Genomic DNA, 22,462 nt, shown 5'->3' on the forward strand with positions numbered 1-22,462 from the left:
CGGAAGGTCAGAGGCGTGTCACCGGCACCTGTAGTCTCGCCCGCGTGAGTCTGAAGGTGATCGAAGGCCGGCTGATCGAGACCCGGGTCGGAACAGGTGTGGAGCGGCGCGTTTTCGGCGAGTTCGTCGGACCGCGCGGGGAGCTCGCGTCGTATGCGTTCGGCTGGACGACCGGGTCCGATCAGGATGTCGCCCGGCTCACGGTAGGGATCGGGGCCGGGAACCCCGGCGGTGCCAGTTTCCATGCGGTTGTCTTCGAGAACGAGGGAGGCTATGCCTGCTCGCTCGTCGACGAACCGTTCGAGCGCGTACCCGAAGGTGGACCCGACCTCAGCGCGGCCGAGGCCCGCGCCCACGAAGACCTGCCGTTCATCTGGTGGGTGGTGGACCGCGTCATGGAGCGCGACCGCCGCGCACGGTGGATGAAGCACTGGCTGCTGGGCACCACAAGCATGCAGACCGGGCAGGTCTTCGACCGGTCGGAACCGATTCTGTCCGTCAGGCACAACGCCGACGACGGACTCTGGCAACTCATCGGCGCCAGCGACGCCGACCCCGCGACGGGCCGGCTCAGCCACCTTCACCACGCCGTGGAACACGATCTCACGCTGCTCGACGTGCTCGACCTGGAACCCGGTGAAAGCGCCTACCGAACCGGGCGGGATGCTCCTTGGACCAGCGAGCCGTCCTGAACCGAGCACCAGGATGACCTGCAATTCGCGGCTCCCTATGGCCTCTGGTTCGGTGTGGTGACCGCCCGCTCCCACGCGCGCGGGGCGCTGACCTCGGCCCAGCTCTGGCCGAAGGTCATTCGGCGCAGTGGCGCCGCCATGCTGCAGAAGCGGAACCACGTACGGCTGCAGAACATCTCGACCGGGTTGCTCAGCAGGCCCTGGCGGAGCGTTCTCAGCGCCAGGTCCACCGCGTGGAAGCCGTATTCGCGCATCTCGGACTCGTAGTCGCCGATCGCGTCGAGGAGGGACAGCTCGCCTCGGGCGGCCCGCGACAGCTGGCGAGTCAGCAGGGCGGCGTCGCGCAGGGCGGTGTTGGCGCCGTTGCCACCGGTCGGGGGCATCCCGTGCACGGCGTCACCGAGGACGGTGATCCGGGAAGGCTTCCAGGGGGCCGGGCGGTCGGAGGCCAGGAACGGGAACGCGCTCACGTCGCTTGCTGGGCACCGGTCGACGAGCTGCTGCAGCGCCGGGTGCCAGCCGGCGATCAAGCCGGCGAGGTGGGCCTTGAGCCGGGCACCGTCGAGGCGTTCCGGATGCGCGGGGAACAGGTCGTTGCGGGCGACGAAGGCGCACAGCAGGTAGTCGTCGCCTGCCGGTTGCCGGCGTTGGAACGCCGAGGTGAACAGGAAGCACGGCGCCGCTCCCGAGACGAGGTTCATGCCGTGACCGAGCCGGGTGGGCAGCCAGGTCCGCGTGTCGCTGGTGAGCGGGATCTTGAGTCCGACCCCGACTGCGTGAGTGTCGCTCCGGACGGCGCCGGGCAGATATTGCGCGCGCAGGCGGGAGTTGATCCCGTCGGCGCCGACGAGGACGTCGCCCGTGGCCGAGGTGCCATCGGTGAAATGGGCGGTGGGGCGGCCGGCGGTGAAGTCGTAGCGTTCGAACGTCCTGCCGTAGTGGACCGCGTCGCCGAGCCCGTCCAGGAGGATGCCACGCAGCGTGTGGCGGTCGACGGGGTACGACCGTTCGGCGGGGTCGGAAATGTCGGGGTACATGATCTCGTCCTCGACGACCACCCACTCGCGAAGGTCGGTACCGAGGAAGCCGAAGCCGCCACCGGGGCGGCCCGCGGTGTCCAGGAACGCCTGCCACTGCGGGTCCGGCAGGCATGCGCGCAACGACCGGCTCCCGGCTGGGTTGATCGCCAGCCGGTAGCGATCCAGGCGGTCGTCGCGATGTGCGTCGCGCTCGTACACGGCGACCGCGACACCATGTCTGCGCAGGCCCTGCGCGAGCGCGAGACCGCCGATGCCACCGCCGATGATGATGACGTCATTCATTCCGGGGCCCCCGGGAGTAGAGGTCGCACAGCTGCTCGACGACGGCCTCGGCCGTATCGGGACGCAGGCGGACGCCCTTGAGGGTGGCGATCACCAGCTCGACGCTCGCGTCGACGTCGAGGTCGACCGACCAGGTCCGTTGCCGGATGCCTTCTTCGAACAGTGCGACGAGCGCGGCTCGCCAACCCTGTTCGTCGTGCCTGATGGTGGCTGCCATGGACGCATGGCGGCGGGCGCGCAGATCAAGCTCGTCGAGAACGATGAAGAGGTCGGGTCGTTCTACCATCGCCGCGGCTATCGCCTCCAGGTGGTGGCGAAGCCGCGCGGCGGGTTCCAGGTCGGTCTGCATGGTCCCCTCGAGTTGGCTGGTGACGTGCTCGAGCACAGCGGCGATCAGCTCCTCCTTGGTCCGGAAGTAGTGATGCAGCGTGGAATGGTCGATGCCCACGGCCGCAGCGATCGGCCGCAATCGGAAGCCCTCGAGACCTCGCTCGGCGATCGCCGAGGACGCCGCACGGATCAGTGCCTGACGACGGTGTACCTGGTCGGTCATTCCCCGCACCCCATGCTCCACCAACTGGTTGGTTGAACCGTACCCGACAACGGGGCGGCTTATCAACCAACTGGTTGGTGGAGGTGGTTGGATTCAGAGGTTCATCGCGTAGACGCGCACCGGGCGGCCCGTGTCCGGCTGCACGGTCTCCCGCTCCAGCGCCATGCCCAGCTTGACCATCACCCGCGCGGACGCCTCGTTGCCGGCGACGTGGATGCTGACCAGCCGTCGCAGGCCGGGCGAAGCGCGGGCATGAGCGACCACGGCCCGCGCCGCCTCGGTGGCCAGACCCTGACCCCAGTACGCCCGGCCGAGCCGCCACCCGATCTCCACGGCCGGCATGATCTCGGGCAGGAACGCCGGTACCGCCAGCCCGGTGAAGCCGGCCAGCTCGCCGGTCTCCTTGACCTCCGCCGCGTACAGGCCGAAGCCGCGCTCATCCCAGTGCCGCTCATAGGCGGCCAGGCGCTCGGCGGTCGCGGCGCGGTCCAGGGTGCGCCCGTCATGGATGAAGCGCATCACCTCGGGCTGCGCCGTGATGGCGGCGAACCCGTCCAGATCGTCGTCCCGCCAACGGCGCAACAGCAGCCGGGGAGTCTCGAGCGACGTGGCGGCACCGGGGTTCGTCGAGGCAGGCACGCCCCTTCGTAGCATCCCGGCCTCGCCGCGGCGATGCATTTTCAGTGCGAGCGCAGCAGCTGGTGGATTCCGTACACCGGGCGATAGCCGAAGCTTTCCGCGGCAGCGCCGGAATCATAGACGCGGTCGAGCGTACGGGGCAGCGGCCAGTTCCTCTCCCGGAACGCGGCAGCGATCTCGGGGAGCCGTGCCGCGATCAGCCCGGCCGCATCGTCGTTCAGGGCGGGACAGTCCGCGCGGGTGAAGGGGTAGGGCCCGGCGATGGTGAAGGTGCCGGTGACGGCGGGTTGCCCGGTGAGGCGTACGACGGCTGCCACGACATCGTCCAACGCCACGGCTCGATGCAAGAAGTTCCTGGCCAGTACGGGCAGCGGCTCCGGGAAGCACCGGGCGATACGCAGGCTGACCGCCGGGATGCCGGCCGTGGCGACCAGCCGCTCGGCGGCGAGCTTCGTCTCGTCGTAGATGTCACGCGGGCGGGGTTCCAGTGCCTCGTCGACCCACACCGCCCGGCCGGCGGGTACCAAGGCGTGCCCGTAGACGCTGGTGCTGCTGATGTAGACGATGCGCCGGGCACCCCGGCGGCCGGCTTCTTCGAGCAGCGCCTCGGTGGCGCCGACGTTGACGGCCCGGAACTCCCCGTCGTCGACCCGGCCTACGTGCGGCGCGTGCAGGGCGGCGGCGTGCACCACGAGCTCGGACCGCTCGAGTGCGGCACGGCGGACCTCCGGGTCTCGGAGGTCACCGAGGAAGCTGGTCCGGGGGCCCGGCACCCGGTCGACCCCCTGAACGACCCAGCCGTCCGCCTCAAGCGCCGCCGCAATCGCCGCGCCGACGCGGCCCGAGGTGCCCGTGACCGTCGCGACGCGGAGCGCTGGTTGATGTTCGCGCACGGATCATTGTGACTACGCATCGGCGATCTCGGTGCCCTTCTCGTCCAGCATGTGCTCCGACCAGTACTTGTCCCACTTGTCGTCGACGTGCTGGGGGACCTTGCCCGCGGGATAGCGGACGTAGCCGGCCGGCGGGTCCTGCCCGTCCGGGACGCACGCGCCACCGGTGGTGCTGCGGATCGCCTTGACCGGGTATTCGCCGGAGGAGCACATCGCGTCCTCGGCGCAGCCGCCGAGCAGGAACATGGCGGCCAGGGCGGCCACGGACACCATCGACATCGTTCGGGTACGCATGCAGCAGAGTCTTGTCACCGCGACGGCGGCGGTCATCCGTACGGGTACTCATAAGGGCTCTGGTGTCCGCTGCCCGACGGGACGGTATCCGCGTGACCACCTGGGGTTTCTGCTTGGGGAGCAGGGACGACACGAGGAGTGGGTTCGCATGGCTGCTGCCCTGGAGGAGTTTCACTACCACGCCACCGATGACGCGGACGCCGACCGGCGCACGGGCGCCCGGACACCGGCGTCTTTCGGCCCGGAGGCCGCGGCCCGGGAGGCTGCCGGCCCTGACGTCGCCGGGGATCTGGACCTGACGGCGCTGGGACCGGCGTTCAGCAGCAACGAGGCCGCCGCCCGCTTCTACCTGGACGCGTTGCTGAGCCGCGACGAGCGCCCGGCCATGCGGTCGGTGGTGGCGCCCGAGCGGCCCGAGCGCGTACCGGGCCTGGTCGTGAAGAAGGACGAGGACCTGACAGCGCTGGGTACGCAGCAGGTGCGCTTCACCCAGACGCACCGCACCGTACCGATCTTCGGGGCCGGCGCGGTGGTCGAGCTGACCGGCGAGCGTGACCTGGTCAGCGTGAGCGCGCAGCTGGACGAGGTCACCGGCGTCGAGCCGGTGGAGTCGCTGAGCCGCACCGACGCGCTGGAACGGGTGGCCCGGTTCACGGGCGCCTCGATCCCGGCGGAGGCCGCACTCGGCGGCAAGCTCATGTACTACAAGGACGAGCAGAGCGGGGCATGGCACCTGGTCTGGTTCTTCAAGGCCGTTCCGGCCGAGCCACCCGCGCCGCCGGATGCCCCGGCCGGTCCGGAACGCGGGCACGGCCTCGGCCCCCGGCCGATCCGCGCCAGCGTCAACTACCTGGTCGACGCGCACGACGGCGAGATCCTGTTCTTCTACAGCAACGTCGCGCTGGCCGCGCCGCTCCCCCAGCCCACCCGGTGCACGGGTGTGGACGAGGACGACGTGAAGCAGACGTTCTTCGGCCGCCTGGAGTCCGACGGCACGGCCTGCCAGCTGGACGACCCGTTGCGCTCGGTGCGCACGTACGACATCCAGTTCGCCGACATCTTCGAGGACCCGCCGGTGCCGGAGCGCGCGGTCGTGGCCACCGGCAGCGACTACGGCACCACGAACCGGGCCGCGGTCTCGGCGCACCTCAACGCGTGCCGGGTCCAGGACTTCTACAAGTCGGTGCTACAGCGCAACGGCATCGACGGCCAGGGCATGGTCCTCGTCTCGATGGTGAACACGACGGCGAGCGGGTTCGGCACCCCACCGGTGCTGAAGAACGCCTTCTGGTCGCAGGGCCGGATGTGGTACGGCCAGATCCGCGGCGCCGACGGCCGGCTGGTGAGCCTGTCGCGCTTCCTGGACGTGATCGGCCACGAGCTCACCCACGGCGTGGTCGAGACGACCTCCGCCCTGGTGTACGCGACCCAGTCCGGCGCGCTCAACGAGTCCTTCGCGGACGTCGCGGGCGTGATCATCAACAACTGGTACACCGCGCCGGACCGCCACGACGTCGGTACGTGGTCCTGGGAGATCGGTGCGGGCCTGGGCCCGAACGGGGAGCCGCTGCGCGACTTCGCCGACCCGAAGCGGCTGGGCGACCCCGCGCACATGGACGAGTTCCGCGCGCTGCGGCCGGGCGAGGCGCCGCACCCGCGGCTCAACGACTCCGGCTGGGTGCACGTGAACAGCAACATCCACAACAAAGCGGTGCACAACCTGCTGACCCTGACCGAGAACGGGCAGCGGGTGTTCACCGTGGAGGACGTGGCCGTGCTGACGTACCTGGGGATGGCCCGGCTCGTCCCGCTCGCCACGTTCTCGCAGGCACTGCAGGCGATCGTGGACGTGGCGCTGACCTACTTCGGCGGGAGCCCGGACCGCGACGCGAAGGTGGCCGCGATCCGGGGCGCCTACGCCGCGGTCGGCATCAGCTGAGGCTCAGCGCGACCACCAGACCGCGGTGTCCGCCGGCAAGGTCACCGCGTCCGGGTCCGCGTCGATCGGGCCGCTGGCGAGCAGCACCTCGCCCACCCGGTCGACGCGGACCGCCCCGGCGCCCAGGTTGACCGTGCACCGGAAGCCGTCGCGGTCGAACTGCAGCACACCGGCGGGCCCGTCCACCCAGCGCAGGTTGTCGGGCGCGCCCAGGCCGGGGTGCGAGCGCCGGATCGCCAGCGCCGCCCGGTACAGCGACAGGGTCGAGCCGGGGACGTTCTCCTGCGCCGCCACGCTCAGCTCGGCCCAGGCCTCGGGCTGCGGCAGCCAGCTGGGGCCGCCGTCGGGGCCGAAGCCGTACGGAGCCTGGTCGCCGTGCCACGGGATGGGCACCCGGCAGCCGTCGCGGTAGCCGTCCTGCCCGGCGGCGCGGTGGAACGCCGGGTCCTGGCGTACCTCCGGGGGCAGGTCGACGACCTCGGGCAGGCCCAGCTCCTCGCCCTGGTAGAGGTACGCCGACCCGGGCAGCGCGAGCAGCAGCAGCGAGGCGGCGCGGGCCCGGCGCAGCCCGGCGACCGGGTCGACAGCGGTGGGGCGGCGACCGGCGACATCGCCGTCGTCGGCCTGCAGCAGGCGGTTGGTGTGCCGGACCACGTCGTGGTTGGACAGCGTCCACGTGGCGGGGGCGCCGACCGCGCGCATCGCCGCCAGCGAGGCGTCGATCATCCGGCGCTGGTCCGCGACGTTCCAGCCGGTGCCGAGGTAGCTGAAGTTGAACGCCTGGTGCAGCTCGTCGGGGCGCACGTACGCGGCGACGCGCTCGAGCGTCGGAGCCCAGGCCTCGGCGACGGCGATGCGCTCGCCGGGGTATTCGTCGAGGATCCGCCGCCAGCTGCGGTAGATGTCGTGCACCCCGTCGCGGTCGAAGCACGGGCTCACGCCCACGTCGAGCAGGTGCCACTGGGTCTCGACGCCGAGGTCGGGCAGGCCCTGCGCCTTGACCAGCCCGTGCGCGACGTCGATGCGGAAACCGTCGACGCCGAGGTCGAGCCAGAACCGCAGGATCGTCCGGAACTCGTCGGCGACCGCCGGGTGGTCCCAGTTGAAGTCGGGCTGCTCGGGGGCGAACAGGTGCAGGTACCACTCGCCCGGCGTGCCGTCGGGGTTCGTGGTGCGGGTCCAGGCGGGTCCGCCGAAGATGGACGGCCAGTCGTTGGGCGGCAGCTCCCCGCCGGCGCCCCGGCCGGGCCGGAAGTGGTAGCGGTCGCGGAACGGCGAGCCGGGGCCCTCGGCGACGGCGCGCCGGAACCACTCGTGCCGGTCGGAGGAGTGGTTGGGGACGAGGTCGACGATGACCCGCAGCCCGAGGTCGTGGGCGTCGGCGATGAGCCCCTGCGCGTCGGCGAGCGTGCCGAACACGGGATCGACCGTCCGGTAGTCGGCGACGTCGTAGCCGGCGTCGGCCTGCGGGGAGGCGTAGAAGGGCGAGAGCCACACGGCGTCGACGCCGAGGTCCCGCAGGTACGGCAGCCGGCTGCGGATACCCGGCAGGTCGCCCATGCCGTCGCCGTTCGAGTCGGCGAAGCTGCGCGGGTAGATCTGGTAGATGACCGCGTCCCGCCACCAGGAGACGGGCACGGCAACGGCGGAGTCCTCCCGCCGATCGATCACTGACGTCATGGCGGAGGACGCTAGCACGTTACTAACACGTGTTACATAGGTGCCGCCGTGGAATCCCGGACGATCAGCGACGTGCCCAGCACCTGGTGCGGGTGCCGGTCCTCGCCGCGGATGGCGGAGATCAGGAAGTCGGCGGCGGTCCGGCCCTTGGTCACGATCGGCTGGCGTACGGTGGTCAGCCGCGGCCGGAACCACGCGGACTCGGCGAGGTCGTCGAAACCCGTCACCGAGACCTGCCCCGGCACGTCGATGCCCAGCTCCTGGCAGGCGTCGACGGCGCCGTACGCGAGCACGTCGGACAGGGCCAGGATCGCCGTCGGCCGCTCCCGTTCCATCATCCGGCGGGTCGCGCGGTAGCCGTCCGTACGCGTCACCGGCACCTCGGCCAGCGTCACGTCCGCCATGCTCAGCCCCGCGCCCGCCAGCGCCTCGGCGATGCCGGCCATGCGCCGCGCCAGCGGTCCCCGGTAGCCACGCTCGGCCGCGTCCGGGCCGGGATCCAGGGAGAGCACGGCCAGCCGCCGGTGCCCCAGGTCGAGGAGGTGCCGGGTGACCTCGCGGGCGCCGGCGTGGTCGTCGACGTCCACGCTGGGCGCGCCCTCGTACCGGTCGCTGTCGATGAGCACGAACGGGATGCCACGCCGCTCCAGCTCGGCCACCTCGCCGCGGTCGGTCTCCAGCCCGCACACGACAAAACCGTCGACCGCCGCGTACGGGATGGCCTTGAGCACCGAGTCCTGCAGCGGCGGGCTCAGCAGCAGCGTGTAGCCCTCCTGGTCGCAGATCTGCCCGACGCCCATGAGGAACCGGGCGTAGTACGGGTTCTCCAGGATCCGCGCCAGCCGTTGCGGCAGCAGCACGCCGAGCGAGTTCGTGGTGCCCGCCTGCAGCATCCGCGCGAGCGTGTTCGGCGTGTAGCCGATCTCCTCGGCCACCGCGAGGATGCGGTCGCGGGTCGCGGTGGAGATGCGGTGCGGGTTGTTGAACGCGAAGGACACCGCGGACCGGGACACCCCGGCCGCGGCGGCGACATCGCTGGACGTCGGCTTGCCGCCGGCCCGTCTCGACGGCATGGGCTCACAAACCTCGCAGTCGTGGGTGGGCGCCTACGATATCCCAGCTACTGCACGGGCAGCCGGATCGTGACCGTGGTGCCCTCGCCCACGGCCGACGCCACCTCGATGCGCCCGCCGTGGTTCTCCACGATGGTCCGGACGATCGCCAGCCCCAGGCCCGTTCCCGGGATGGCCTGGCGGATCGCGTTGCTGGCGCGGAAGAAGCGACCGAACAGCGACTGCTGCTCGGCGGCCGGGATGCCGATCCCGGTGTCGGCCACCACGAGCACCACCTCGTCGTCGCCCCGGCGGGCCGCGAGCGTGACGGTTCCGCCGGCCGGCGTGAACTTCACGGCGTTGGAGAGCAGGTTCATCAGGACCCGGTCGAGCTGCTCGGCGTCCGCCGACAGCTCCAGCGGCCGCTCCACCTCCGTCCGCAGCTCCACCGTGGCCTTCGCCGCGGCCGGGGCGATCGCGGCCAGCACCTGTTCCGCCACGGCCACCAGGTCGACCGGCGCGCGGGTCGTCCGGAACGCGCCCGACTCGATCTTGGACAGGATGAGCATGTCCTCGATGAGCTCGCGCAGCCGGCGGGTGTTGCGCCCGATGACCTGAAGCATCCGTTGCTGCGGCGGCTCGAGCTCGCCGGCCTCGGCGTCCAGCAGCAGCTCCACGTAGCCCGCGATACTGGTCAGCGGCGTCCGCAGCTCGTGCGACACGGTCGACATGAAGTCGTTCTTGGCGGTGTCCAGTTCCTGCAGCCGGGCCACCAGGTGCTGCTCGCGCTCGTACAGCCGGGCGTGGTGCACCCCGCGGCCCAAGTCGGCGGCGATGCTCTCGACCAGCCGGACGTCGACAGCGGTCCAGCCCGGCCCGCCGTCGCGGATCAGCGTGAGCGCGCCGAGGCGTTCGTCGCCGCCGCCGACCGCGACGGTGAGCACCGGGCCGTCACCGACCGCCGCCCAGGCGTGCCGCTCGGCCTCGGGCGGCTGGACGTCCGCCTCGGCCGACGGGTCGTCGGTGGCCCACACGTCGCCGAGGCCGAGCCAGCCGACGTCGCAGTCCGCGAGCTCCTTGAGCACCCCGCCGACATGCTCGTCGTGCAGGCTGACCAGCGGCGGTACGTCGGTCTGCCCGGGCGCCATGCGGACCAGCACGTGGTCGGCGCCGATGATCTCCGCCAGGCCCCGGACGGCCTCATGGATCGCGTCCTCGACCTTGAGGTGCGCGCGGATCCGGTAGCCGAGCTGCCGCACCGCCGCGCGCAGCCGGGCCACGTCCTGCTCGGCGCGGCGGATCCGGTCACCCCGCTCGGCCATCTCGTTGACGGCCTGCGCCACGGCCTGGATCTCGATCGGGCCCTCGCCCGCGTCGGCGCGCAGATCCAGTTCACCGGAGCGGCGCCGGTCGATGACCGAGACCACCCGCGCCAGCGGCCGGGTGATGCGCCCGGCGACGTGCACGGCGGCGAGGGCGGCGGTGACGGCCGCCAGCAGGGTCAGCACCACCACCACGACGGTCGTCACCACGCTCAGCCGGGCGCTGCGCTCCTGCAGATCCGCCACCCGGCCGGCCAGGTCCGCGTCGAACGCCCGGTTCTCGGCGGCGAACTGCTGGAACAGCCGCTTGCCCTCGGTCACGTACCCGGCCGCGGCCTCGCTGCGCGGCGGGGCCTCGCGCTGCCGCTCGGCCAGCACCCACCAAGCGTCGGCCTCCTGCAGCTGACGGCTCACCCGGCCGGCCTCGCGGTCCTGCGCCAGGTCGCGCAGCTTCCGGCCGGTCACCGCGTACGAGCTGCGCGCGACGTGGTACGTGTCGAGCAGCTGCCCGTCGCCGGTGAGCAGGTACCCCCGCAGGCTGCGCTGGGCGTCGGCCAGCACGCTGTGCATCTCGGCGTTCGCCAGCTCGAGCGGCTGCACGTGCGACGACAGCTCGTCCACCACCCGGCGCTGCATGATCAGGGCGGTCGTCTCGGCCGCACCGGAGAGCACGATCAGCGCGACCAGCAGGCCGAACGCACGGGTCAGCAGGCGGCCGACGGACCGGTCGCGGCGCATCGGCGGGTCGTCAGGCCCGGGCCCGGCTGAGCAGCGCCTGGATCCGCGACACCAGCTCGCGCGGGCTGAACGGCTTGGTCACGTAGTCATCGGCGCCCGCGCTGAAGCCGCCCTCGACGTCCTGCTCCTGGACCCGGGCGGTGAGCATGATGATCAGCATTCCGGCGGTGACCGGGTCGGCCCGCAGCATCCGGCACACGTCGATGCCGGACAGGCCGGGCATCGAGACGTCCAGCACGGCCAGGGCGGGCCGGTGGGCGCGGGCCTGCTCGAGGGCGGCCTGCCCGTCCTCGACCGCGACCACCTCGAGCCCGGCCTGTTCGAGCTTGAACGCGACCAGGTCACGGATGTCGGCGTCGTCGTCGGCGACCAGGACCACCGTCACGGTTCCCCCTATGATTCGTAACTTCCACGAAGAATATCCGGTTGATCCCCTCTCCGACGGCCGCTCGGCGCAACCGCATGGCAACTGCCGCGCAGCTTTCCCTGCAGCCCCGGCCCGGTGTGCTGGTCCCAGACGAGGCGATCAGCACGACAGGAGGACCCATGACCGCCGTGGAACCGGACGACATCCGCATCGAGGCCCTGTTCGCCTCCGACGTGCAGCGCTCGGAGCAGCCGACACCCGAGCTGATCCGCGCCGTGGTGAGCGCGACCGTCCAGCGCCTGGGGCCCGGCGGGTGCGCGGCCCGGGTGGCCCAGGAGTTCGGCGAGCACCCCGACTGCGCGCTCGGGCGGATGCGCTGGGCCCGCCGGGCGGTACGGACGGCGTACGAGGCCGCCTGAACGTCTGACGCCGTACCACCGCCGGGAAATTACCGTGGGTGAGGTTTCCGACCGGTAACCCATGCCCCAGGGAGGTGCGGCCGTCGTGGTCGAGCAGGTCACCGGTCGACACAGGGCGCCCGGGACGATCCGGCTCAGCCTCGCGACTGCTACACCGCGTCACCTGCTTGCCGTCTCGAAGGGGCGGCGCTGGCCGTGGGCCGTCGTCGCGGCGGCGCTGCTGGCCCTGGCCACGACGGTCCCGCCTCTGCTGCACGACGCCGGCGGTACGCCGCAGGCCGCCGTACCGTTGCCGGGGATCTCCCTCCCCCAGCCCGGTCTCCCCACCGCCGCGCCGGAGCCGTCACCGGCGGCGACCCGGCGGCCGCTGCGAGCCGTCGCCCAGGTCCGCAAATCCTCCTCCCCCTCGGCCACGCCGGCACCCAGCACGGCTCCCGTGCTCCTCGGCCCGGCGGGCCCCGCCCAACTGCCGGGACTGCTCACCGACTACTGCCGCGCCACCGTCGGCCGGCGCACCCTCGCGGTGTCCACCTCCGGCGGCTGGGTCTGCGGGCGGTTCGCGCATGATCCGGTGCCGATCGACATGGACGCCATGTGCCGCTGGCGGTACGGCGCGGCCGCGTGGGCGGACCTGCCCGGCGGCGCGGGCCCGCAGGGGTGGCGCTGCTACCGCGACGGCCCGTAAGCTGCCTGCCATGCACGCGCGATTGAGCATGTGGTGGCCCGCCGACCCGGCGGCCACACCCTTCCGCGCGTAACCCATCCACCGCGGCCGCCTCCGACGAGGCGGCCGTTGCTGTGTGGCCCGGTCTCGGCGGCGGTCCCAGCCCGAATCGGGGACCCGAATGAAACCGTTCGCCCTGCTCCACCGCGACGGCGCCGACCACGTCGAGATCCTGCACGGCGACGTCGTCACCGTGGCGACGCTCGCCGACATCCCGCTCGCGGCCGGTGCCGGTCCGCAGACCCTGGCGCTGGTCCCGTACCGGCAGGTCGCCGAGCGCGGGTTCGCCTGCGTCGACGACGCCGCGCCGCTGGAATGCCTGCGGATCGCCTCGTGCGAGACCGTGCCGGTCGCCGAGATGATCGCCTCGCTGCCCACCACGCCGCTGCGGCTGCGCGACGCCGGCTTCGACATCTCCGACGAGGCGTACGGCGAGGTCGTCGGCGACGTGCTGCGCGACGAGATCGGCCACGGCGAGGGCGCCAACTTCGTCATCCACCGCGTCTTCGAGGCCACCGTCGACGGCGACCCGGTCGAGGCGGCGCGCGCGGCGTTCCGCAACCTGCTCACCGGCGAGCGCGGGGCGTACTGGACGTTCCTCGTGCACACCGGCACCCGTACGCTCGTCGGCGCCACCCCGGAACGGCACGTCAGCGTCGACGACGGGCTCACCATGATGAACCCGATCAGCGGCACGTTCCGCCACGACGGCACCCGCGACCTCGCCGCCTTCCTCGCCGACCGCAAGGAGACCGAGGAGCTGTACATGGTGCTCGACGAGGAGCTCAAGATGATGGCCGCGGTGGCCGAGCAGGGCGGGCAGGTCGTCGGGCCGTACCTCAAGCAGATGGCCCACCTCACCCACACCGAGTACCTGCTCGCCGGGCGCGGCTCGCTCGACGTACGCGACGTGCTGCGCGAGACGATGTTCGCGCCCACCGTCACCGGCAGCCCGATCGAGAACGCCTGCCGGGTCATCGCCCGCCACGAGCGCCGCGGCCGCGGCTACTACGCCGGGGTGCTGGCCCTGCTCGGGCACGACGACGAGGGACGGCAGACGCTGGACGCGCCGATCCTCATCCGGACCGCCGAGCTCTCCCCCGCCGGCGCGCTGCGGGTGCCGGTCGGCGCGACGCTGGTGCGGCACTCGACCGCCGCGGGCGAGGTCGCGGAGACCCACACCAAGGCGGCGGGCGTCCTGGCCGCGCTGGGCGCCTCCCCTGCCCGGCCCGCACCCGTACGCCCGGAGCACACCGGCCCGGAGATCGAGGCGGCCCTCGCCGCCCGCAACGACGGCCTCGCCCGGTTCTGGCTCGACCAGCGCCGCCCCGGCGCCCTGACCGTGCCGGAGCTCGACGGGCGCACCGCGGTGATCGTGGACGCGGAGGACACCTTCACCGCCATGCTGGCCCACCAGCTGCGCGCCCTCGGCCTGCGGGTGAGCGTGGTGCCGTGGACGGTGACCGCCGTGCCGGACGCCGACCTCGTGATCGCGGGGCCCGGCCCGGGCGACCCCGCGTCCGCCGACCCGAAGATGGTGCTGCTGCGCGGGCTGGTCGCCGACCGCCTCGCGGCGCGCAGGCCGGTGCTGGGCGTGTGCCTCGGCCACCAGCTCCTGTGCGCGACGCTCGGGCTGCGCCTGCACCGGCGGGACGCGCCGTACCAGGGCGTGGCCCGCGACATCGACCTGTTCGGCACGACCCGGCGGGTGGGCTTCTACTCCAGCTTCACCGCGCTGGCCGCGCCGGTCGAGGGCGTCCAGATCGCCGCGGACCCGGACGGCACCGTCCACGCCGTACGCGGGCCGGGCTTCGCGGGGGTGCAGTTCCACCCGGAATCCGTGCTCAGCGCGGACGGCGTCAGCGTCCTCGCCGAACTTCTCCCGCCTCTTCTCGATCCGGTGATTAGTCCGGCAATGAGGGGGTAGCGAAAGGGGCGTCGGTGGTTCAAGCGGATCGAGAGCCTCCGCTTGGACCACCGGCCCTTCCCCCTCCCCGTAGACTCGGCGGCCGGTGGCAGCGTGTCCCGAGCAGGCCGCCGGATCGCCGACGGTCTCTCCGGGGCACCCCCGGGGGCGAGCACATTGAGCCACGCAGCGCTTCGCCGGCGCGCCACCGCGCTCCGCGCGAGACAGCGCAGGCACGACCGGGCATCGTCGGGGCACGCTGTTCCACCGGTACGGGTGGCCGCCGCGCTGGCCGACGCCTTCCTCGCCGGCCGCTGGCACCCTGCCTTCCTCGAGCGCACGGGACGCCGGGTGCTCGGCTCCCGGCCGCCGTGGCTGCCGGTCGCAGTGGCCGCCGTGCTGCGGGCGTACCGGAATCCGCCGGCCGACCGGCCCCGCGAGCTTGCGGCCTTCCTCGCTGCCTTGCCCGGCGCGGGTGGATGGCCCCTCGTCTCCCGGCACCGCATCCGGGTACGCCTCGCGGTCCCGGTCCGCGTCGTGCGCATGCGCTGGGACACCCCCCGCATCGACGACCTCGCCGCGCTCGCCGGCTTCCTCGGGTTCGACGCCGACGAGCTCGACTGGTACGCCGACCGCAAGGAGCTCAACCGGCACGCCCGCGACGAGCGGCTGCGCCACTACCGGTACACCTGGCTGGGCCGGCGGCTCATCGAGGCGCCGAAGCCCCGGCTACGGGCGGTGCAGCGACGCCTGCTCGACGACGTGCTCGGCCGGCTGCCGGTGCATCCCGCCGCGCACGGGTTCGTCCCCGGCCGCGGCCCGCACACCTTCGCCGCCGCGCACGCCGGGCAGCCGGTCGTCGTGCGCCTCGACCTCGCCGCGTTCTTCAGCACGATCACCGCCGGCCGCGTGTACGGGCTGCTGCGCACCGCGGGCTACCCCGAACCGGTCGCGCACACGCTGACGGCGCTGGTGACCACGCGTACGCCCGCCGCGGTCCTGCGGAACGCCCCCGACTGGCGGACCGCCGCCCTGCTCCGCCACCCGCACCTGCCGCAGGGCGCACCCACCTCGCCGGCGCTGGCGAACCTGCTCGCGTACCGGCTGGACCGCAGGCTGAGCGGCCTGGCCGCACGCTTCGACGCCACCTACACCCGGTACGCCGACGATCTGGCGTTCTCCGGGCCGCTGACGGGTGGCGTGGCCGGGCGGCTCGTGGCGGCGGCGACCACTGTGGTCGCCGCGGAGGGGTTCCGGGTCCATCCGGGCAAGACCCGCATCCGGGGCCGCGCCGACCGCCAGCTGCTCACCGGCCTGGTCGTCAACGACCGCCCGGCCGTGCCCCGCGCCGAGTACGACCACCTGCGCGCCGTCCTGCACGACGCCGCCCGCAACGGGCTGGCCGCCGCCGACCGGGACGGGCGTGCCGATTTCGCCGCGTACCTGCGGGGCCGCGTCGCCTGGGTCGCGCACGCCCACCCGTCGCGGGCCGCGAAGCTGCACCGCCTGCTGGCCGCCGCGCTTTCCTAGACCGCCGCGCTTTCCTGGACCAAGGCCTGCCGGACCGCCGTCACGAACTTCCAGAACAGCGGCGTGGTGGTGTTCTTGCGCTGGGCCGCGGTGTTGGTGCCGAACATCGCTGCGCGCAGCGGCGTGGTCAGCTCCAGCTGGGCGCCGCCCCCGCCGTACGTGCGGTTCACGATGTTCGCGGGGTCGTCGCCGCCGAGCGCGGGCCGGGTGACCCCGTCGACGATCGCGACCGGCACCTCGCGCCCGCCGGCGGTCACGGTCAGCCCGGCCGCCGCGAGCGTGTCCATCAGCCGGCCCTTCAGCGCGGTGTCCCGGCCCCCGACCACCACGCCCGGGTCGTCGTCGGAGGGCAGACCGGCCTGCGCGGGCGTACACCCGTGCAGGGAGACCGCCCGCCGCGAGCCCGCCGCGAGCAGCTCGGCCACCGGGTCGTCACAGTGGACCGAGGTGACGTGCAGCTCGGCGTTGCCCTGCGACCGCAGACCCTCGAACATCCAGTAGTCGTACAGCGGCGCCGCGCCGGCCATCGTCGCCGGGTGGTAGCCCGCGACGGCCAGGCACAGCTCCGAGGTCCCCGGCTCGACGCCGCCGCCGTGCAACGCCATGATCAGCGTCTCGGGCAGCGCGACGGCGGCGGCCGGGCTGTCGTCGAACGCGGCATGCCGCCGGAAGCGCCGGCCGAAGTCGACACCCTCGGTCTCCGCCGCGTAGAGCTCGGTGTTCGACCCGTACGTGTCCGCCGCAGCGGCCGGCCGCGGCCGCACCTCGAGCAGCCCGAGCACCGCCGCCGAGCCCCCCAGCGCCACCAGCGCCTGCCGTCGTGAGATCGCACCCATGGTCCCCATCCTCGTCGATGCGACCGGTTCCCGTGGTCCCTCGGGATCGACCGGACCATCCGGGCCGTAGCTCCGGGCGGCGGGCCGCGCCGTCCCGCAGTACGTTTCGGGGATGGAATACCGCAACCTCGGGCGCAGCGGCTGCGCCGTCTCGAGTCTCTGTCTGGGCACCATGACCTTCGGCGCCGAGTCCGACGAGAAGGTCTCGCACGCGCAGCTCGACCGCTTCGTCGAGGCGGGCGGCACCTTCGTCGACACCGCTGACGTGTACTCCAAGGGCGAATCCGAGCGCATCATCGGCCGGTGGTTCGCCTCGCGCGGCGCCGAGGTCACCGACCGGGTGGTGCTCGCGACGAAGGGGCGCTTCCCGATGGCCGGCGACCCGAACGGGGTGGGCCTGTCCGCCCGGCACCTGACCCGCGCGCTGGACGACTCGCTGGGCCGGCTCGGCGTCGGCAGCATCGACCTGTACCAGGCGCACTCGTGGGATCCGGTGACGCCGCTGGAGGAGACGCTGCTGACCCTCGACGGGTTCGTGAAGGCCGGGAAGATCCGCTACTACGGATTCTCCAACTTCACCGGCTGGCAGCTCACCAAGGCCGTGCACCTCGCTCGCGAGCTGCGGATCGCCGCGCCGGTCACGCTGCAGCCGCAGTACAGCCTGCTGGTGCGGGAGATCGAGTGGGAGATCGTGCCGGCCGCGCGGGACGCCGGGATGGGGCTGCTGCCGTGGAGCCCGCTCGGCGGCGGCTGGCTGTCCGGCAAGTACAAGCGGGACCAGCGCCCGACCGGCGCGACCCGGCTGGGCGAGGACCCGGGGCGCGGCATGGAGGCGTGGGAGCGGCGCGGCACCGAGCGCACATGGGAGATCATCGACGCGGTCCAGCGGATCGCCGAGGCGCGCGGGGTGTCCATGGCGGAGGTGGCGCTCGCCTGGGTCACCGACCGGCCCGCCGTGACGTCGACGATCCTCGGCGCCCGTACGGTCGAGCAGCTCGAGACCAACCTGAAGGCCGCCGGCCTGCACCTCGACGACGCGGAGACGGCCGCCCTCGACGCCGCGAGCGACCTGCACGCCACCGACTACCCGTACGGGCCGCTCGGTGTGGACCAGCGCAGCCGCACCCTCGACCCGGCATAGGATCGCGGCATGGAGGCCACCTACTTCTTCGATCCGGCCTGCCCGTTCACCTGGCGCACCTCGCGCTGGCTGGTGAGCGTGGCCCCGGAGCGCGGCGTGACCCTGCGCTGGCGCGCGTTCAGCCTGTCGATCCTCAACGGCGACGGCGTCCCCGACCAGTACAAGCCGATGATGGCCGCGTCCAGCCGGGCGCTGCGGCTGGTGGAGGCGCTGCGGGCGGACCACCGCGACGGCGACATCGCCACGTTCTACACCGAGCTGGGCACCCGGACGCACGACGCGGGCGTGCCGCTGAGCGACGACATCGCGGTGCAGGCCGCGAAGGCCGCCGGCGTGACCGACCCCAAGACCGTCCTCGACGACGCCTCCTGGGACGAGGCGGTACGCGAGTCGCACGAGCTGGCGTTCGGCTCGGCCGGCCCGGACATCGGCTCGCCCGTGCTGATGCTCGAGGGTGCGGAGCGCGGCGTGCACGGCCCGATCATCGGTGAGGTGCCGGAGCGCGACGAGGCACTGGCCATCTGGGACGCGGTGGTTCCGCTGGCCCGCAGCGGCACTTTCTTCGAGCTCAAGCGAGGCCGTTCCTGATTTCCGGTTTGCGATGGCGGCGCGACGGGGTAAAGGCGTCGCGCCGTCAGCCGTCCTAGGGGGAGCCCACCATGATGGAACCGCACGTCACTCTGGACCCGGACAGTCTCACCCCGGCGACGGAGAAGCTCCGCGGGCCGCTCGAGCAGCAGCTGAGCTCCGCGTTGCAGGCGGCGGCCGAGCGGGTCGCGCACGACTACTCCGGTGAGCCCGTCGACGAGGTCGCGCACGAGCTCCTCGACGAGACGAAGGCCGGCCTGCACCAGGACATCGCCGACGGTTTCGCGCCGGACCAGCGCGAGCTGCACCGCGTGGCCGAGGCCATCGTCCAGGAGAACTGACGGTCAGCTCATCCGGTGGATCGCCGACCGCACGCGGGCCAGGTCCCGGCGGCGGCGTTCCAGGGTGGTCGCCAGGCCGAGCAGCAGCAGGCCGGCGGCCGCGAGCGGGATCCAGCGCGGCAGCAGGTCCCAGACCAGGGCCGCCTCGTGCAGGGCCACCAGGGTGAGCACCGAGCCGCCCGCGACGACGGGCGCCTGCAGCCGGGCGTGCGCCCCGGCCAGGACGACGCCGAGCGCCGCGACGCCCAGCAGCAGCCGGCGCAGCGGCTCGCCCTCGCCGGTCAGCACCGAGGCGAGCGTCGGCAGCAGGGCCGCGGCCAGCGCCGGGCCGTAGGCGGTCCAGCTCGACAGCCCGGCCCGGTTCCGGCGGCCCAGCCATCCGGCCAGCAGCGCGACGGCGGCCGCCGGGATCGTGTACGCCTCCACCACCGCGACCTGCTCCGCGGCGAGCAGCAGCCACCAGCCGCCCACCTCGGCCGCCGCGGCCGCCACCACGTGACTCCGGCGCCCGGCCGCGTCTCGGATCAGGGCCCGCAGCCCCAGCACGATGCCCCACAGGGTGCAGACGGCTGCGGCGTACCGGGGGGAGCCGGCGGTGAGCAGCAGGGCGACGACCGCGCCCCCGTGGGCGGCGGCCTGCAGCGTCCAGCTCTCGGCCGTGCGCCGCCGCAGGAGCATCCCGGCGGCCAGGACGGCGGCCGCCGCGCCGAGCACCACGAACGCCGTACGGTTCAGCGGCAGGCCGGCCGTGTTCCCGGCGGTGACGGCGACCACGTACGCGCCGGCCGCCGCGCCGAGCCAGCCGGCGGCCCGGACCGCGACCGTACGACCGCCGGCGCCGATCACCGCCCCCGCGACCACCGTCGCACCGAAGGCCGCCAGCGTGGTCACGTCCGTGGCGATCGCCGCCGCGAGAGCCGCGCCCAGCAGCGCGGCCGAGACGGCGGTCAGCGCGACGGACCGGAGGACGGCACCGCGCAGCGCGGCCACGATCAGGCCCGCCAGCCCGGTGACCAGGCTCGCCGTCCCGGTCGACGGCCACGGCGCACCGGCCGCCGCGGTGGCGAGCACGGCGGTGACGGCGACGACGGGCGCGACCTCCCAGACGGCGTTCCGGCGCCCGTGGATCGCGGCGGCGACCGCCAGCAGCCCCGTTGCGACCACGTCCGCGATCGGCACGTCACCGGTCCATCGAGTCCCGGCGTGCAGCCACGGCCCGGCGAGAACGGTCAGCAGGCTGTTGGCTGTGGCAGCGAGCAGGGCGAACCCGAGAACCGCGGCGGTGACGACGGTCCATGCGCGGTACACCGGCGCGGCGAGCGCGATGAGCAGCAGCCCGGCCGCCGCGTAGATCGCCGGGGAGTCGCCGGAGACCAGCGCCCACACCGGCGTGGTCGCGAGCAGGGCCGGCGCCACGCCCGCCGCGAAGCCCCGGTGCCGCCCGATCCGGTACGCCGCCACGACCAGCACCGCCGCCACACCGAGGATCACGCGGCTCTGCAGCACCGGCGACCAGGGCAGCGCCGCCGGGACCGCCAGCGTCAGCACCGCCCCGCCGACCAGCGCCACGGGGATCGGGGGCAGCAGGGCCGCGGCGCCCGCCGCCAGGATCACGATCATGGTGGGGAGCCGCCAGTCGGCCTCCCCGCCCACCCGCGCCACCACCGTGGCGAGCACGGCCGACACACCGGGCACGCCGAGGCACGCCAGCGCGGCGATCTGCGGGCCCCGCCGTACCGTCGAGGGCAGCAGCCGGACGGCGACGGCCAGAACTGTCACGACCAGCGCGATCAGCACCGGCGAGAGGTGCTCGCCGCCGACGACCCCGGCGAGGCGACCCGCGGCGATCGCCACCGCCACCACGACCATCCCGGCGGCCGGCCCGATGCCGGTGCGGGCGAGCACCGCCGCGGCCAGCGGCACTCCCGCCGCGGCGACGAGCGACGCCCCCGCCAGCGCCACCGGCGCCGGGTCCGTGACGAGCACGAGGCCGACCAGCGCGCAGACGCCGGACACGGCCACGGCCAGGCCGCCGAGCACGTACGCGGCGATGGCCAGCGGCGTCAGCGCCCCGCGGCGCAGGTGGATGACCGCCAGGTTGACGACCGCGACGGCCGCCCACGTGTACGCCCACCCCGCGGCGTCCGGGTGGAACGGCGCGACGAGCAGTGGCAGGACGGGCTGGGCCACGAGCAGCGCGGCGAACTTGGGCGTGCTGAGGCCGGTGACGTGCTCGTACCCGGCGGCGACGGCGGCGGTCACCGCGCACACCGCCCCGGCGTATCCGAGCGCGGAGTAGCCGGCGAGGCCGAACAGGTTGACGTACCAGGCCGCGTACCCGTCGAGCAGGATCAGCAGCAGCCCCACCGCGGCGACCGTCTCGGCGGTGGCGGTGAGCCGGCGCCGCAGGGCCGCCAGCGGCGCGGCGAGCGCCACCACGGTGACCGCCGCGAGCAGGCCGGCCCGGCCGCGCACCCCGAACTGCGACCACGCCACCGCGGTGAACACGATCGCGGCGACCGCCAGCAGCAGGCCGCCGAGCACGAACAGCGAGTTCTGCACGAGCCGGGTCGACGCCTCGGCGGTCGCGGTGGTCATCGGGGCGGTCATCGCCGGCGCGTGCGCGGGCCGGGGCGCGACCCGGGCGGCGGCGGCCACGGCGGCCCGTACCCGGCCGGCGGCCGCCTCCCGCTGCGCCCACGCGCGGCGCAGCGCCCCGTCCGCCGCGGTCACCGCGTCGCGGGCGGCGGCGAGGCGGGCCGTCAGCACCGGGATCTCGGCGTCGAGGCGGACCACCTCGGCGGCGTCGGGATCCGGGCCACGGCCGCAGCCGGGGCAGCCGGTGGTCAGGTTCGCGGCGGTACGGCAGAACGGGCACGGGTACGAGGTCACGCCGTTGATCCTTGTCGCGCCGGCGGCTCCGATCCTGAGTCGGCGTACTCAGCCTGCCTAGGCGCAGGCGCCCGGGGGCACCTCGGGTTCGCCGAGCGCGACCAGCGCCTGGCTGACCTCGGTGAACGTGGCGAGCTGCAGGAAGCCCGCACCGACGACCACGTCGACGACCGGACCCTTGCGGCGGGGGTCGTACCGGACGTCGGCCTGGTTCAGGAAGTACGCCCGGACCAGCCACGCCCGGCCGACTGCTTCGGGGCCGTACCGCAGGACCGCGACGCCGTCGACCTTCTTCCTGCTCTCGGCGGGCTTCTCGGTGGTGAACCGCCGGTTCCGGAAGTCCGCACTGACCGTCTTGGCGAGTCCGGGGGTTCCGCTGCCGTTGTAGACCCGCACGGTGACCTGCTGATTGTCGGCGGGCAGCCGTACGTCCGCCCGGACCGCGCCGGCGGGGCAGCGGTCGGCGACGGCACCTGCCTGCGAGTCGCGGACCACCGCGACGGTCACCAGGACCGCCGCCGCCACGGCGAGCAGGCCGGCGAGCACGAGGGCGCGGGCGCGGGCGCGGGCGCGGGAAGAACTCATCACGACTGG

Annotated in this window: 21 protein-coding genes; 9 read left to right on the top strand and 12 right to left on the bottom strand. The window is 73.5% G+C overall.

Features of this window, described 5'->3' with window-relative positions; translation table 11 throughout:
• Positions 1 to 44: 44 nt before the first annotated feature.
• Positions 45 to 692, top strand: coding sequence for a hypothetical protein (locus IT780_RS31825; RefSeq protein ID WP_199515526.1), 648 nt, complete (start codon positions 45 to 47; stop codon positions 690 to 692).
• A gap of 35 nt (positions 693 to 727) precedes the next feature.
• Here IT780_RS31825 and IT780_RS31830 read toward each other — a convergent pair whose 3' ends face one another.
• The 5 genes from IT780_RS31830 to IT780_RS31850 form a co-directional block, all read right to left on the bottom strand.
• The gene (locus IT780_RS31830) at positions 728 to 2,014 is read right to left on the bottom strand and encodes an FAD-dependent oxidoreductase (RefSeq protein WP_199515605.1); all 1,287 of its coding nucleotides are present in this window, start codon (positions 2,012 to 2,014) and stop codon (positions 728 to 730) included.
• Positions 2,007 to 2,567, bottom strand: a complete 561-nt coding sequence (locus IT780_RS31835; RefSeq protein ID WP_199515527.1) for a TetR/AcrR family transcriptional regulator — start codon at positions 2,565 to 2,567, stop codon at positions 2,007 to 2,009. Before IT780_RS31835 ends, IT780_RS31830 begins: the two co-directional genes overlap by 8 nt.
• Before the next feature lie 93 nt (positions 2,568 to 2,660).
• The gene (locus IT780_RS31840) at positions 2,661 to 3,206 is read right to left on the bottom strand and encodes a GNAT family N-acetyltransferase (protein WP_307831489.1); all 546 of its coding nucleotides are present in this window, start codon (positions 3,204 to 3,206) and stop codon (positions 2,661 to 2,663) included.
• A gap of 41 nt (positions 3,207 to 3,247) precedes the next feature.
• A complete protein-coding gene (locus tag IT780_RS31845) occupies positions 3,248 to 4,099 on the bottom strand; it encodes an NAD-dependent epimerase/dehydratase family protein (RefSeq protein WP_199515529.1) in 852 nt (283 codons plus the stop codon).
• A gap of 12 nt (positions 4,100 to 4,111) precedes the next feature.
• Entirely contained in the window at positions 4,112 to 4,393 is a 282-nt protein-coding gene (locus IT780_RS31850) for an SCO0607 family lipoprotein (RefSeq protein ID WP_233413830.1), read from the bottom strand.
• A gap of 148 nt (positions 4,394 to 4,541) precedes the next feature.
• Here IT780_RS31850 and IT780_RS31855 point away from each other — a divergent pair, with 148 nt between their 5' ends.
• Positions 4,542 to 6,332: a M4 family metallopeptidase gene (locus IT780_RS31855; RefSeq protein ID WP_199515531.1), complete on the top strand. Its 1,791-nt coding sequence runs from the start codon at positions 4,542 to 4,544 to the stop codon at positions 6,330 to 6,332.
• A 3-nt stretch (positions 6,333 to 6,335) separates the two neighbouring features.
• Here the strand turns inward: IT780_RS31855 and IT780_RS31860 are convergent, their stop codons facing one another.
• The 4 genes from IT780_RS31860 to IT780_RS31875 are packed head-to-tail and all read right to left on the bottom strand — an operon-like array spanning position 6,336 to position 11,509.
• Positions 6,336 to 8,012, bottom strand: coding sequence for a glycoside hydrolase family 13 protein (locus IT780_RS31860; RefSeq protein ID WP_199515532.1), 1,677 nt, complete (start codon positions 8,010 to 8,012; stop codon positions 6,336 to 6,338).
• 32 nt (positions 8,013 to 8,044) lie between these two features.
• Entirely contained in the window at positions 8,045 to 9,085 is a 1,041-nt protein-coding gene (locus IT780_RS31865) for a LacI family DNA-binding transcriptional regulator (protein ID WP_199515533.1), read from the bottom strand.
• A 47-nt stretch (positions 9,086 to 9,132) separates the two neighbouring features.
• Positions 9,133 to 11,124 (bottom strand): ATP-binding protein, encoded by a 1,992-nt coding sequence (locus IT780_RS31870; protein WP_199515534.1) that lies wholly within the window; start codon positions 11,122 to 11,124, stop codon positions 9,133 to 9,135.
• A 10-nt stretch (positions 11,125 to 11,134) separates the two neighbouring features.
• Entirely contained in the window at positions 11,135 to 11,509 is a 375-nt protein-coding gene (locus tag IT780_RS31875; RefSeq protein WP_199515535.1) for a response regulator transcription factor, read from the bottom strand.
• Positions 11,510 to 11,670: 161 nt separating this feature from the next.
• Here IT780_RS31875 and IT780_RS31880 point away from each other — a divergent pair, with 161 nt between their 5' ends.
• From IT780_RS31880 to IT780_RS31895, 4 genes are all read left to right on the top strand, one after another.
• Positions 11,671 to 11,910, top strand: a complete 240-nt coding sequence (locus IT780_RS31880; RefSeq protein ID WP_199515536.1) for a hypothetical protein — start codon at positions 11,671 to 11,673, stop codon at positions 11,908 to 11,910.
• 85 nt (positions 11,911 to 11,995) lie between these two features.
• The gene (locus IT780_RS31885; RefSeq protein WP_233413831.1) at positions 11,996 to 12,595 is read left to right on the top strand and encodes a hypothetical protein; all 600 of its coding nucleotides are present in this window, start codon (positions 11,996 to 11,998) and stop codon (positions 12,593 to 12,595) included.
• Between the two features lie 160 nt (positions 12,596 to 12,755).
• A complete protein-coding gene (locus IT780_RS31890) occupies positions 12,756 to 14,561 on the top strand; it encodes an anthranilate synthase family protein (RefSeq protein WP_199515538.1) in 1,806 nt (601 codons plus the stop codon).
• A gap of 255 nt (positions 14,562 to 14,816) precedes the next feature.
• Positions 14,817 to 16,070, top strand: a complete 1,254-nt coding sequence (locus IT780_RS31895; protein WP_199515539.1) for a reverse transcriptase family protein — start codon at positions 14,817 to 14,819, stop codon at positions 16,068 to 16,070.
• On the opposite strand, the gene IT780_RS31900 is transcribed toward IT780_RS31895, so the two are convergent.
• Positions 16,067 to 16,906, bottom strand: coding sequence for a poly-gamma-glutamate hydrolase family protein (locus IT780_RS31900; protein ID WP_199515540.1), 840 nt, complete (start codon positions 16,904 to 16,906; stop codon positions 16,067 to 16,069). The genes IT780_RS31895 and IT780_RS31900 overlap by 4 nt on opposite strands.
• Before the next feature lie 112 nt (positions 16,907 to 17,018).
• Between IT780_RS31900 and IT780_RS31905 the strand changes: the two genes are divergently transcribed.
• The 3 genes from IT780_RS31905 (at position 17,019) to IT780_RS31915 (ending at position 18,976) form a co-directional block, all read left to right on the top strand.
• Positions 17,019 to 18,047 (top strand): aldo/keto reductase, encoded by a 1,029-nt coding sequence (locus IT780_RS31905; protein ID WP_233413832.1) that lies wholly within the window; start codon positions 17,019 to 17,021, stop codon positions 18,045 to 18,047.
• Positions 18,048 to 18,056: 9 nt separating this feature from the next.
• The gene (locus IT780_RS31910; protein WP_199515541.1) at positions 18,057 to 18,635 is read left to right on the top strand and encodes a DsbA family protein; all 579 of its coding nucleotides are present in this window, start codon (positions 18,057 to 18,059) and stop codon (positions 18,633 to 18,635) included.
• Positions 18,636 to 18,706: 71 nt separating this feature from the next.
• Entirely contained in the window at positions 18,707 to 18,976 is a 270-nt protein-coding gene (locus IT780_RS31915) for a hypothetical protein (protein WP_199515542.1), read from the top strand.
• Positions 18,977 to 18,979: 3 nt separating this feature from the next.
• Here IT780_RS31915 and IT780_RS31920 read toward each other — a convergent pair whose 3' ends face one another.
• Together IT780_RS31920 and IT780_RS31925 are read right to left on the bottom strand one after the other, a co-directional pair.
• Entirely contained in the window at positions 18,980 to 21,868 is a 2,889-nt protein-coding gene (locus IT780_RS31920) for an SCO7613 C-terminal domain-containing membrane protein (RefSeq protein ID WP_199515543.1), read from the bottom strand.
• A 57-nt stretch (positions 21,869 to 21,925) separates the two neighbouring features.
• Entirely contained in the window at positions 21,926 to 22,453 is a 528-nt protein-coding gene (locus IT780_RS31925; RefSeq protein WP_199515544.1) for a LytR C-terminal domain-containing protein, read from the bottom strand.
• Positions 22,454 to 22,462: the final 9 nt, after the last annotated feature.

Source organism: Nucisporomicrobium flavum (assembly GCF_016464385.1).
In the GTDB taxonomy this organism is placed as follows: domain Bacteria; phylum Actinomycetota; class Actinomycetes; order Mycobacteriales; family Micromonosporaceae; genus Actinoplanes; species Actinoplanes flavus_A.

What these genes read in the sequence shown, in the direction of transcription:
- IT780_RS31830 (WP_199515605.1), bottom strand. Translation starts at nt 2,014, where the DNA reads ATGAATGACGTCATCATCATCGGCGGTGGCATCGGCGGTCTCGCGCTC.
- IT780_RS31835 (WP_199515527.1), bottom strand. Translation starts at nt 2,567, where the DNA reads ATGACCGACCAGGTACACCGTCGTCAGGCACTGATCCGTGCGGCGTCC.
- IT780_RS31850 (WP_233413830.1), bottom strand. Translation starts at nt 4,393, where the DNA reads ATGCGTACCCGAACGATGTCGATGGTGTCCGTGGCCGCCCTGGCCGCC.
- IT780_RS31855 (WP_199515531.1), top strand. Translation starts at nt 4,542, where the DNA reads ATGGCTGCTGCCCTGGAGGAGTTTCACTACCACGCCACCGATGACGCG.
- IT780_RS31860 (WP_199515532.1), bottom strand. Translation starts at nt 8,012, where the DNA reads ATGACGTCAGTGATCGATCGGCGGGAGGACTCCGCCGTTGCCGTGCCC.
- IT780_RS31865 (WP_199515533.1), bottom strand. Translation starts at nt 9,085, where the DNA reads ATGCCGTCGAGACGGGCCGGCGGCAAGCCGACGTCCAGCGATGTCGCC.
- IT780_RS31870 (WP_199515534.1), bottom strand. Translation starts at nt 11,124, where the DNA reads ATGCGCCGCGACCGGTCCGTCGGCCGCCTGCTGACCCGTGCGTTCGGC.
- IT780_RS31880 (WP_199515536.1), top strand. Translation starts at nt 11,671, where the DNA reads ATGACCGCCGTGGAACCGGACGACATCCGCATCGAGGCCCTGTTCGCC.
- IT780_RS31890 (WP_199515538.1), top strand. Translation starts at nt 12,756, where the DNA reads ATGAAACCGTTCGCCCTGCTCCACCGCGACGGCGCCGACCACGTCGAG.
- IT780_RS31900 (WP_199515540.1), bottom strand. Translation starts at nt 16,906, where the DNA reads ATGGGTGCGATCTCACGACGGCAGGCGCTGGTGGCGCTGGGGGGCTCG.
- IT780_RS31905 (WP_233413832.1), top strand. Translation starts at nt 17,019, where the DNA reads ATGGAATACCGCAACCTCGGGCGCAGCGGCTGCGCCGTCTCGAGTCTC.
- IT780_RS31910 (WP_199515541.1), top strand. Translation starts at nt 18,057, where the DNA reads ATGGAGGCCACCTACTTCTTCGATCCGGCCTGCCCGTTCACCTGGCGC.
- IT780_RS31915 (WP_199515542.1), top strand. Translation starts at nt 18,707, where the DNA reads ATGATGGAACCGCACGTCACTCTGGACCCGGACAGTCTCACCCCGGCG.
- IT780_RS31925 (WP_199515544.1), bottom strand. Translation starts at nt 22,453, where the DNA reads ATGAGTTCTTCCCGCGCCCGCGCCCGCGCCCGCGCCCTCGTGCTCGCC.